The organism is Paenibacillus sp. y28 (assembly GCF_037137075.1).
In the GTDB taxonomy this organism is placed as follows: Bacteria; Bacillota; Bacilli; order Paenibacillales; family NBRC-103111; genus JBBBNV01.
Genome location: NZ_JBBBNV010000051.1, coordinates 1 through 12630, shown reverse-complemented (window position 1 = coordinate 12630; position 12630 = coordinate 1). Strand labels below are relative to the sequence as shown.

General features: G+C 44.1%; 6 protein-coding genes. All 6 read right to left on the bottom strand.

What is annotated here, in order from left to right; all coding sequences use genetic code 11:
* Nucleotides 1-374: 374 nt before the first annotated feature.
* The 6 genes from WBG83_RS21640 to WBG83_RS21615 all read right to left on the bottom strand — a co-directional run bounded on the left by WBG83_RS21640 (nucleotide 375) and on the right by WBG83_RS21615 (nucleotide 12437).
* Nucleotides 375-701: a transposase gene (locus WBG83_RS21640; RefSeq protein ID WP_336747462.1), complete on the bottom strand. Its 327-nt coding sequence runs from the start codon at nucleotides 699-701 to the stop codon at nucleotides 375-377.
* Nucleotides 702-834: 133 nt separating this feature from the next.
* Complete coding sequence (locus WBG83_RS21635) at nucleotides 835-3366, bottom strand: DEAD/DEAH box helicase (protein ID WP_336747464.1); 2532 nt, start codon at nucleotides 3364-3366, stop codon at nucleotides 835-837.
* Nucleotides 3367-3590: 224 nt separating this feature from the next.
* On the bottom strand, nucleotides 3591-6275 hold the full coding sequence (locus tag WBG83_RS21630; protein ID WP_336747461.1) for a DEAD/DEAH box helicase: 2685 nt from the start codon (nucleotides 6273-6275) through the stop codon (nucleotides 3591-3593).
* Between the two features lie 254 nt (nucleotides 6276-6529).
* The gene (locus WBG83_RS21625) at nucleotides 6530-9880 is read right to left on the bottom strand and encodes a DEAD/DEAH box helicase family protein (protein ID WP_336747460.1); all 3351 of its coding nucleotides are present in this window, start codon (nucleotides 9878-9880) and stop codon (nucleotides 6530-6532) included.
* A 10-nt stretch (nucleotides 9881-9890) separates the two neighbouring features.
* Nucleotides 9891-10973: a restriction endonuclease subunit S gene (locus WBG83_RS21620; RefSeq protein ID WP_336747459.1), complete on the bottom strand. Its 1083-nt coding sequence runs from the start codon at nucleotides 10971-10973 to the stop codon at nucleotides 9891-9893.
* 6 nt (nucleotides 10974-10979) lie between these two features.
* Nucleotides 10980-12437: a type I restriction-modification system subunit M gene (locus WBG83_RS21615; protein WP_336747463.1), complete on the bottom strand. Its 1458-nt coding sequence runs from the start codon at nucleotides 12435-12437 to the stop codon at nucleotides 10980-10982.
* Nucleotides 12438-12630 lie beyond the last annotated feature (193 nt).

Here is a 12630-nt window from a genome sequence, read left to right as displayed (position 1 = left end):
TTGCCGCCTCGCGTAATCTTAATCCATCATACACTTGCTCCCATCTGACTGCTAGGTGGGGGCTATTTGACGCTCACTATTAATCAACAGTTGGTGGCGCCTTTTCAGAAGCACAGTGAGCTTGCGGTAGCCGTATGCAGCGCCTTCTCCAGCTAGAAATTCCATGATCCATTCACAAATTTGTTCATCGCTAACCGGCTTTCCGCCTTGTGTGTAAGATAAACCAGGTGCGGGGCGACCGACCCTGTGGATAGGCTCTTGGTCTTGCTGTTGTTGCTTATTCACATGTGCATAGTACGTGGAACGCCCCACTTCCAGCACTCGTAGCACCAAGCTTATACGATTCCCTTGGGTAATGTACTTCTGGGCAATCTCTATTTTATCCGTAAGTGTGGGTTCGTTTTTTTTAGTAGGTCTTTGAGAATGTCCCTCTCCAAGGCTTGCTCTGCGTAGAGCTTCTTCAATTTCTCGTTCTCTTTCTGGAGTTGTGCATAATCTTCTGCTGATGGTACGTACTTCGCTTGCTTGATGCTTGTTCCATCCAGTTGATCCAGATCCTTGCGATTGAGTTCTCGCGCCCAACGCAGCACCATCTTCGGATCAAGCTCATGCTGCCGTGCTACTGCCGTCATGTTTCCAATCTCGTTCCCCTTGGCAACGATCATTTTCTTAAAATTTAGGTCATACTGTTTCTTGGTCATTTCGTTCCCCTCCGCCTTATTTTTATTGTATCGGAATAAGGGGTATACTGTCCAAGTTCAAATAGGGGCTAAAAAGAAAATATCTTGTACCGATTGTAAGTGCTGCATAGTGCGATACCTCCATTAAAAGTATTTATTTCTGCCATTGTCTTTGTAAATAATCCAGCACAATCAATCCCCCAGCCTTGTGCAGCGGCTCATTCTGTTTTTCACAATGAAATAACTGAATGCACGACGGACAGCCCTCGGAACAACCACAGCTGCTAATGATCTGTCGTGCTTTTTCCAAGAGAACCCCGAACTTTTCCGCAACAACCTCGACGATACCCGAACCGCCTCCTGCTTGGCTGTCGTAGAAGAACATCCCGGGCATTCCAAACAAGGCCGAGCCAGAATAAAAAGAGGTGTGCTGAAAATCAGCCATACTACACCTTACAACAGCCGGTATCGCAGATGCTATGGCATGTTCAACGGCATGAAGGCTTCCCTCAACCAGGGTCTCCAAGTCAATGGATTCGCGATTCTGCACATCCTTGAGCAGACCTCTAAGTTCATCCCTTCCTTGGTGGTCCCACATCAGCCAAAATGCCTCTGTTTGGAAACTGACAGGGTATGTGTTTGTTAATTGTACGGTTTCTAGAGGCATTGCGCCGTGATTATAGATTTTTTTGTAGCCAAATGTGCTTCGTTTTACGATGATGCTTCCAAGATTGGATTTGATCGCCACGTCACTTATCAGAGGATTGGTAACATCATGGATTTCAATGCTATCACGAACAATTCCGCGAGTATGATAATCCGTTCTTACTGGCTCTACAACCACTTTGCGTTGCCTGTTATTGACCCACTTGACCTTATAGAAGGTACGATTGTCAGGTCCCAGAAATACGGCATCTACGTGATAATCTCGAATCAAGGAACGTCCGTCCACACTTTGAAATAGGATGTCCTCATTCCATCCGTTCTTGGTTACAACCGTATAGGTATCGCCCATAGTGAACAAAGTTTGATACCGGGGTGTTTCTCCTTGATAGTGTAGTTTCCCTTCAATCTGCTGCCACTGGTCGCTTGCTTCCGCAACCACCTTGCGAAGCGCCGAAGAGCGAACATAATTCATAGCATTCGTCAACGTTCCTCCCAGTTCGTGAGCTGCGTATGCGAGATGCTCCTTTAATAGCTTGGGATTCGTTGTATTGATCGCCGCTGATTCAGGCGATAGCCTAAAGAATTCTTCAGGGTTGCGGGCAAAGTATTGCTGTAATGGCTCTTCCTGAACCATCATAATCACCACACCGTCTCTGCTGCGCCCCACACGACCAGCCTGCTGCCAAAAGGAGGCCTGAGAACCTGGATACCCCAACAATATACATACATCCAGACACTTCACATCAATTCCGACCTCTAGGGCGCTAGTAGTGACCACTCCAAGGATCTCGCCTTGCTCAAGTTTTTGTATGGTTTGTTCTTTAACTTCTTGCGTGAGGTATGCATGGTACGGCAGAAAAAACTCATGTGGTTCGTCTGCCGAAAGCCCGCCATGATCATGAAGATGGCTGCGCAATATCATGTTTAATTCACGACTTAAAAGCTGGGCTTGCTGGCGGTTGCTTGTGAAAATGATACTTCTTGGCCATCTTCCATCCTTGTAGATCGTGCGCAGAATTTCATAGAGATCGGAAACAACAGCCCTTTTCTTCTGGTCATCGTCTGATAAGCCAGGATTCCACATCAAAATCGCTTTCTTCTTTACTGGCGCTTGTACACCCGATATTTCATGAAATCCTTTCAGTCCACGCATTCCTGTTAATTCTTCAGCTAGATACTTTGGATTAGCAATGGTAGCCGAGCAGGCAATAAACTGGACGTTTTTATTCCCCAACCTGTCACATAACATTCTTAATCTGCGAAGGACCAAAGAAACCTTTGAACCTAACAAGCCTGAGTATTGATGAAGCTCATCAATAACAACAAACCGAAGATTTTGCAGAAAGCGCAACAGTCCAGGGCCTTTCCCCTTAGGTGAACTTGCACCTTGAAGAATTAAGTGCAGATAGTGAACGTTGGTCAGCCAATAGCGCCCCTCAGAGAACACGAAGCTAGACGCCTGATCTTTTCTCATATGCTCTGGAACGTTCCGTTGCCCATGAAGAAGTCCAACAGATATTTGTTGTCCATTCAAAGTGAATCGCGAAAATCCATTAAGCGAAATTTTATTTCCCTGCTCTTCTATATCATCGGCCCATTCTTTCAAATGGGTAAACTGATCTTCGACCAATGCTTTGAACGGAGCCAAATATAGCGCACACGCATCCGGATCAGATACCAATTTTTCCATGATGGGAACATTGTAAGCCAATGATTTTCCCGATGCGGTTTTCGTACAGAGAACCACATTGCGTCCTTCCCGGATGTTCTGTATGGCTTCTCCTTGATGCTCATACAGCTTATTGATCCCCAGAGAATGAAGCTTCCGTTGCAGCCAACTGGGCATAAGGATTTGTTCAGCATAAGCGCCTTGATTGGCGTCAATTTGATGCACATGCACTTCGCTTCGGACACGAGTTCCTACTTCAAGCAAGTTCTGGACGAGCACATCACTATCGAATGCTTGTTGCACGGGAAGTCTTCGGTCTGAGATCATTTCCATTTCTTCCGGTGTCAACATCCCTTCCAAGATCAAACATCCATCATGCGTACAATAAACGCCGGCTTGTTTATTTATATAGGATTCCATATCGGGTGCAAGGGAATGCCACTCCGAAATTCGAATCCCGTTTGCCCGTTGATGAATCTTACGGTAATAGCCCTCCGAATCTGCTTTATAACTGACTTGAACGAAGTCCCCGTAAGGTCTTTGGCCTCCGCAAGCGGAACAAATTACTGGCATTCTTAATCGATCCCTTCAATCAAAATCTTCAGCAACATTTTGGCTCCAGGTTTGAATAAGTCAATATTTCCTTTACCTGGGAGCTGCACGCAGCTAGGACATCCTTCAGCACAAGGGCAGCTCTCAATAAGCTCAAGCGCTTTTCGAAGTACTTGCGGAAGTTTCTCGTAAATCGCTTCTATGGTACCGAGGCCGGACCCATTCTCGCCATAGAAGCCGATAACAGGTCTGTTCGCAAAAGCCGTCATCCCGCTCGCCGAAAAACCTGTAAAGTCATTCGCGTCACAAATAATGAGGTCTGGAATAACCGAAGTCATAGCGTGACCTGCAGCGTGAAGAGAGCCTTCGGCCAATAAATCAAGGGATCTGCCTTCATCTACCCACTCCTGGATGTTAATTTTCAAGTGGCCCCATTGGGAATCCGTTAATGTAACCCACATTCCTTCGGGAGTAAATCGGGTAACGGACGGATGATCCAATTGAACCTGCTCCGATTCATGCTTCTGTCCGAAGTAAACTTTTTTATAACCGAAGACGCTCCGCTTGATCTCCAGTTCACCATAGGCCATATCGATTCCTTCGATATTTTGCTTCTGGTAAGTCTGCATAATATCGATGGCATCACGATAAGTAGATTGGGTGTAATAGGTTAGTTCTTGAATGGGTAATAGAATGATTTCGCCTTTTCTGCGATTGATAGAGTCAACCCGATAGCCTTTTTCTCCAGGAGTCCAATAGATCGCGCCTTCATGAAAGTCACGAAGCGCGCTCCATTCATCCAGACCGTCAACTATCGTTTGATCCTGTCCCCGAATAGTGACGCTGTAGTTTTGCCCGGAGATGGATCGAAGGCTAAATTTTTTATCAACGACTTCCTCTTGATTCGCTGATACGGCAACTTGCAGAACAGTCTCGATATAGTCTTCAACTAACCCGGGGAACATGTTCTGCAAGTCTTCCTTCGTAACTTCTCTCCCAAGCTCCTCTCTCAGTAGAGGAATATGCAAAGCCAACAACTTGTAATTTGTTGGATTAATTCGAACTACCTCCGGAGCCTTATGAATAAACTCAAGTGGGTTACGCATGTAATACTGCTGAAGCGGTTCGTCCTGCAAGATCAAGACGGCGACTCCCTCGCCTTTACGGCCAACGCGTCCGATCTGTTGGGAGAATGCCGCTTTCGATCCGGGATAACCAACAAGTATGGCGAGACTTAAATCACCGATATCAATCCCGACTTCAAGGGCATTGGTCGTAATAATGACATGAATATCGTGGGACTTGAGCCGCTCAATAATCCGTTTCCGGGTATCATTCGGTAGGATTCCAGTATAAAAAGCCGCGAGTTTCTCTCCGTCCACTTTCTCCTTAGGTAGTCGGAGAGGCTGGCGCAATACGTCTTTGATATAACGGGTAAAGACCATCGTCTGGCTGCGAGAAGGCTGAAAAATAATGCTCTTAATCACCTTCTGATCCACAGTCATAATTTGTTTCGCCATCGTAATCGCATCGGTAGAAGGCGCGCGGCGGACTTGTTCGTCGGCAGACATGCCAGGATTCCAGAGGACGATTCCCTTCTTCTGATGGGCGGAACCATCTGTATTAATGAGGGTAAAGCCACTTAGCCCCGTAAGATCCTCTGCTAATCTAGCAGGGTTCTCAATCGTTGCTGAGCTCGTGATAATCTGGATTTTGTGTGCATTACCAAGCTCTCGGCAAACCTTAAGCAGGCGTCTGAGTACTAATGCGACATGACTTCCGAATGTGCCGCGGTACATATGCATCTCATCAAGCACAATAAATTTGAGATTCCGCAGATAATTTCGAATGTGGTGCGCGGTCGCATACTTCACCTTCTGAACTTGCCCGAGAATGGAGTAATGAATCATATCCGGATTCGTCATCCATACCTGTGCTTTTTCCATGATTCGCTGCCGCGGCCCATTCTCGGTATCCCCATCCAGCCGACCAATATGAATCAGACGATCTCCCAAATGCAACTGGGTCTCAAACCACTCATCCAGGGAAGAAGGATTCTCCGCCTGTTGTAAGCCAAAACGCCTAATTTGATCCAACTGATCATTTGCTAACGCTTTTGTTGGAAATATGTATAATGCACGTTCTTCGGGATGGTTATATAAACGACTAAGAATTGGCAGGTTATAGGACAACGTCTTTCCGGATGACGTCGAAGTAACCAAGACAACATTCGACCCAGAATGGACTGCATCGGCCGTTTCTGCTTGGTGAGAATATAACCGTTTAATTCCCATTCGATGTAAAGCATCCTTAATGGGTTCTGGTGTAGGCTCAGGGATATCTGCAAAAGTTGCTTCCTTCTCAGGAAGTGTATGTACGTAGATCTCGGCAGCTTCCTCCTCGGCCAACTTCTTCAGCTTATCCAGTACATCTTCCGAGGAAAATTCATGACTTACGATGCCAGGAATTCGGTTATCCTCACATAGTACAAATTCTTCTTTCTCTAGAGGAACGATAGCAAAACAAGACGGGCAGTAAATTCCTTCTGCGAAGCCTCGGAGGTTTTCATTTACGGGAGTCCAGTCTGAGCATTTAATCCCGGTTGGCGAATATTCAAGTAATCGTTGCTCCCCAAATTGGCTGATTTTATTGGAAATTTGAATTGCCTTTAGCATATTGGTGCATTCCGAGCATTTCAGAAATGCCATTACCTAATCCCTCCATCGCTAATGTCTGTTGATCCTATTTAAACATAATGATTAGACAATAGGTTGTCATCGAATATACGTTCCTATGGAATAAAATCCCTTTACTGATAATTCGACAATATAGGCTGTAAGTCCTGTGAAAATACGAAAAAACCCAAACAAAGCAATAAATAAACGCTTTGTTTGGGTAAGTTGTAGAATTGAAAGTAGGACCTAAAAATGGACTGGTATCAGGCTAATCCTCCACTCAAATGCTAAACAACAAGTTCGCTGTTTTTGTTAATGACTGAGATTACATTCATTAACTCTCTAGCGTCGTTCATATTATCCTTAAATAGCGAAGTAATACTGCCTAAACTACGGAATGGCTCTTCCATGAAAATTCGATTATCCTCAATTATCCCGTTAGCAACGATATAATCCACGATAAGTTTTACAAAGCGAATTTGGGTTGCATTCAGTTTTTCTTCACTTAAGAAAGCACTAAAAGCCTCGTTCGCCGCGGCGCGGTCTAACCCAACCATTTTACGAACCAACTTGCTCACCGGCGTATTTCCGAACTCCTTCTCATACTCAGACCGACTTCCCAGCTCTTCCCATAGGATACGCTCCAAAGTTTGGAGATCAACTGCAGTGAGCTGTTTATTGTTGCGGAGCTTATATATGGCAAGCTCATCCTTATGCTCTTTCAGGTAATGTTCTACCTTTTTCTTATAATTTTTCAAGTTGTTCGTATTATAGATGGCCCCGCTCTCCCGGGTTTCGATGATTTGATCCTTGAAGTTCGTATAATAAATTCTCTGCTTACTCTTTTCAATTAATTTAATTAAGTCACGCAGAGCGATCCGAACTTCCTCCAGCTCTAAAACATCAGCCTCTTGCCAGAATTCGTCGGTTTGAACCTTCTCGATAATGTACTTCTTCTCCATTACCTTCGGGACATTCCCGATCTTACTTAGATCTTCAGCAGTTTGGATAATACTCCGGATAGGTCTTGTCGCATTTTTTTGCTGCAGATAGGCAAGATCTACGGTATAGATCAATAAGTCGAAGCGTTTGGCCAGTTCGTCATCCTGGAGCGGAGTAATCAGTGGAGCGATATGTTCCTTGAGCTCAGAAACACTCGCAGCATTCAGACTTTGCCATGAATCTTTATTCTTGTATATCTCGACGTAACGTTGCTTTAACTTCACACGGAAATTTTCGTCATTCAGATCCCGTACTGTACTTAAGAGATCACGAAGCAACTCATCCCTGTACTGAATGTATTCCTGTTCTTCCTGATATTTGAGGTGCTGAAGCTCCCGAACAATATCAAGCTTTACATGAAAGAGCTTTTCCGTCAGACTCGCGCCAATTTCACCTTCCAGCCCTTTCGGATTTGCCCGGAAAAACTCAAAGTTATTACAAAAATCAAAGATTAGAAACTTCTCTTTATCCATTCCTACCCCAAGCAGATCTTTACATAATCTCGTTCCTCTGCCGATCATCTGCCAGAATTTAGACTTGGATCGTACCTTCTTGAAAAAAACAAGATTAAGGATCTCCGGGATATCAACTCCAGTATCGAGCATATCCACCGAAACAGCAATTTGGGGAAGCTTTTCCTTCGTGCTAAAGTCGTCAATAAGCGAATCGACATAGTTAATACTATAATCGATTTGTTTAATGAAATGGTTACCGTATTCGGAGTACCTCTTATGAAACCGCTCGACGATCGCCTGAGCATGGCGGCTGCTTTTTGCAAAAATAATAGTTTTACCCAGCTTGTCTCCGCCTTCTACCCGAAGCCCCTTCTCCATCAGCTCATCCAGAACCAGGTCAATGGTGTTGGCGTTAAACAACCATTCATTAATCGCTGTATTCGCAATAGAATCATCTACCGTCTCATCGTCGTCGAATGTTTTCTCGAATTCCTCTTTCTCTTCCTCACTTAGTTCGTCATAGTGAATTCCGTCTTCCATGATCTTGGTCTTCTTTTCTAACACTTGGTAATCGACCAGATATTCATCTTCAACGGCTTTCTCAAGCTCGTAAGCAAAGGTAGGCACCCCGTTCTCCAACTCGAAAATGGAATACGTATTCTTATCGATCTCATCCTTCGGTGTAGCTGTCAATCCAAGCAGCATGGCGTCGTAATATTCGAAAATATCTCCGTACTTCTTATAAATGCTGCGGTGGCTTTCGTCAACAATGATCAGATCAAAATGCCCTGGAGTAAATAGCTTCTTCCCATCCTGCCGCTTGGTCTCATCAATCGCATTCATCATGGTCGGGTAGGTCGAGAATATCATACGAGACTGCTCAGGGTTATCCTTGTTCTCTAGCAAATTGCAAAGCGTAAGACTAGAAAGTAGGTTGCTAAAATTTTGTTTCGCTTGTTTAACAAGCGTCCTTCGGTCAGCCAAGAACAAAATATTCTTCACTACATTATGGCGCATCAATACATCTACGATCGAAATGGCTGTACGAGTTTTACCGCTTCCGGTAGCCATAACAAGAAGCATCTTGCGCTGTTTCTTGGTTATGGCATGACATACATCCATAACCGCTTGCTTCTGATAATAACGGTTGGTGATGTCCTCATCAATCTCTACCGTGGTAAAAGGGATTTTGCTGCTTCTCCGATCTACCATAAGCTGCAGCTCATCCTTCGTGAAGATTCCTGATACTCTTCGCTGCGGATATCCTTCGGCATCATCCAATAGATTGATTTCGAAACCGTTCGTTGTGAATATTATCGGACGTTGCCCCGTCTGATTTTGCAGACAGTCCGCATAGAGCTTGGCTTGTTGAGACCCAACGTTTGGGTCTTTCCCCGTCTTCTTGGCCTCGATAACCGCTAGCGGTCTGCCGTTATTGCCATATAGAACATAATCAACAAATCCGGTACCCGTAGCGTTTGGCATCCCTTCCACAGGAACCTCTGTAATACAATCACGACGCATTTCCCATCCTGCAAGCTTCAGCTCTAGATCAATAAATTTCGACCTAGTTTCGGCTTCACTAAGTGCATCAACCTCGAAATCGTAGTTCTCCGTGCTGGCTATACGCTGGGCGGTCATGGATTCACGAAGTGACTCGTTCTCTTTGCGTAGCTCCTCCAACCTTTGATCCTTGGAACTTAGCTTCTCATAAAGGTCCTGCAGTTCCTGTGGTCTAGTACGCTTCTCTTCTCCTGTGTGAAGAAGCTGTTCATCGAATTCCGGACAAGTGTATTCATCCGCGTAGCAATAATCGATCCAACGGACGACCTCATGCAGGTTACGGATGGAGAGGATAGCTTCATCCCTAGCTATTGGGGCATTTGTATGTACCGCCGTGTTCCCCAATTTGATGATATACTTCATCAGCGGAAAAAGCTGAGGATCAATGATCTGCCGGAATGTCGGCTCATGGATAAGGCTTGAGACATTATCTTGATACGGGATCGTTAGTTCATTGTCAAAGGTATACACCCATTTGATAGCTAACTCTAACGCTCTTCTTGCAAGAATCGCACAAGTTGCCGGGGACACAAGGAGGCTCTTCTCAGCTTCAATTGCGCTATCTGCGAAAGACTTGAAGGTGTCTTTGTCCTTTAAGAAATCGAAATTTGTACTCATGGGCATCCCCCTAGAATAATTCGCCCTTGAACGCCCGCTGCATCAGTGCATTGAAGTTATTCTCTAGTTCAGTAAGGCTTTGTTGGAGTCGTTGTTTTTGTTGTTCTATTTTCTTGACTTGCTCGGCGAAACGATTTTGAATGCTCGACGGAGGGACTATAAATGAAATATCGTTTAGAATTTTTAAAGTTAAATATTTAGTATTACTGCCAATAGAGTTGTCTTTTAAATCCTTTAGCTTATTCTCTAAACTAATTCTGAAAAATTTATAGCAGTCTAATTGGTTGTTAAGGGTCAGGACATAAGTCCTCTGGTAAGCATTGAACTTCCCATTGTAATATTTAACATCATAATCTGCAGTTGCATTATTACCTGCTAACAATAACGCCTCTCCATCAAAACTATATTCATTTATCCATGAAACCTCTTTTGCGCAAGTAAAAAATGGATATTTCCCATTCTCATTCATCGCATTGGCATCTAACTTCCCAGTCGTAGTCGAAAACACCTCACACCATGACTTTAAATCCCAACCTTTATTATTAACTCTGTCATCACCGAACATATGATAAAACAAACTTTTCACAAGTTCATCGCAAGCCTCTATTTGCACTTGTCTTTTATCTATCAATTCTTGGACTTTGTTTAGTGCTTCGGTAACAAGTTGTTGCTCTTCAAGGGAAGGCACCGGCACTTCAATATTCTCTAAAATCCCTTTGTTAATAGCCTTAAAAGTACTTCCTGTACCAAGACTACTAATCCTATCTTTCATATTAATTAGAGCGTAGTATAGATACTTGTAATTCATGATTTCATACTTGGGGGTTATTGCAGCCAGCCCCCTCCCAATACAGCAAGTCAAGTTACTAAGGTTAACATCACCAACTGGTGCTCTTACCGACATTAATATGTCGTTCTCTATTGCAATTTTATTTGGGCTACTACAATACATTCTAACAACGGGATTTACTCTACCGAAATCGGCTTTTCCTTGAAAAAAAGGAATTCCTTTCCCCTCCGAATTGTAACTCTCAGAGGCAGGCGATTGCCCCATATTTAGATTAGCAACTTCTTTTAATCGTTTGATTTCCATTCTTCTCTACCCTTTAATAATCCCAGCAAGTTCTATCAACCCTGCTTGGATTTCCTCTTCCAATTTTTGAATCTTTAAAAGAATTTCGTGGGGATGCGCATACGTGACTTCTTCGTGCTCAATCTCTTTGTATTTATTGAACGACAAGTCATATCCATTATCCCGTATCTCTTGCGCATTGACCAAGAAACTCTGCTCACATCTTTTTCGCTCATACTCTTCTTGTAACTTGCCAAAGCGCTCTACAATATCAGGTATGTCATTCTGCTCAATCGCTTGCCTCTTGTCATCCAGTGAGTATCCATCGGCTTTCATATCATAGAACCAAACTTGATCCGTGCCACCAGCACCTGTCTTTGTAAAGATGAGGATGGCTGTGCTTACGCCAGCATATGGTTTAAATACACCGCCGGGCATCGAGATGACCGCTTCCAGCTTATGATTGTCTACAAGCTCTGTGCGAATTTCCTTGTGTGCATTACTACTGCCAAACAACACACCTTCCGGTACAATGGCGGCGCTTCGCCCCCCGATTTTGAGACTTCTCAAAATAAGTGCTAGGAACAGGAGCTCCGTCTTCTTCGTCTTCGTGATCTTCAATAGATCGCTGCTCACTGCATCATAGTCCAACGAACCTTTGAACGGCGGATTGGCGAGAATCAATGTATACCTCTCTTTGTCAGCATTCTGCTCAGAGAGGCTGTCCTTGTACTCAATATTCGGTTGATCAACACCATGTAGCAGCATATTCATGGCGCCTATACGAAGCATGGTTCTGTCCATGTCGAAGCCGTAGAACATATCTTGGTGAAAATGCTTCTTGAGCCCCGCATGTAGAAACAAATCCGCGTGATGCTCTCTCACGTATTCCTGCGCGGCCACAAGAAAACCAGCACTACCCATCGCAGGATCAGCGATCACGTCGCTTGGGGTTGGTTTCATCAAGCGAACCATCATCTCAATAATGTGCCGCGGAGTACGGAACTGGCCATTTGTTCCTGCTGTTGCTACTTTGGATAACAAGTACTCATACAGGTCGCCCTTAGCGTCTCGCTTCTCCATATCAATTCCATCTATACCGTCAATTATTTTGGTAAGCAGCTGAGGTGTCGGGATTTTAAAGATCGCATCCCCCATATATTTGGAATATGCTGAATCTCCGTCTTGATGTAGATTTTTGATAAAAGGAAATACTTGATTGAGCACCAAATTATACATTTGGTTAGCTTCCATATTTTTAAACTTGCTCCAACGCAAATCCTGTTTATCGCTTGGAAATATACCTTCAAATGTAAGACCTAGGAACGCCGCTTCGCTTTCCTTCGTGGTTTCAATATCATCTAAGCCTTTTATGAAAAGGAGATACGTAAATTGCTCGATAACTTCGAGTGGATTCGTGATACCGCCTGTCCAGAATGTCTCCCAAATCTTATCCACTTTATTTTTCATTTCGCCAGTAATCATAGTTTCCTCCAAGAAAAGTAATTCAAAAGTTGATTTCTTACTCACATTCCGCACCCCTACGACTCTGAAAATGGCGAATTTTGGTGTATGCTAGAGTTCTAGAATCGAGAGTCGGGTCAGGAGTGGATACAACGATGCAAATGGAAAATTTCTATGAAGTCGGTTATCTGCCGTTACTCAGCGGCATCATGAA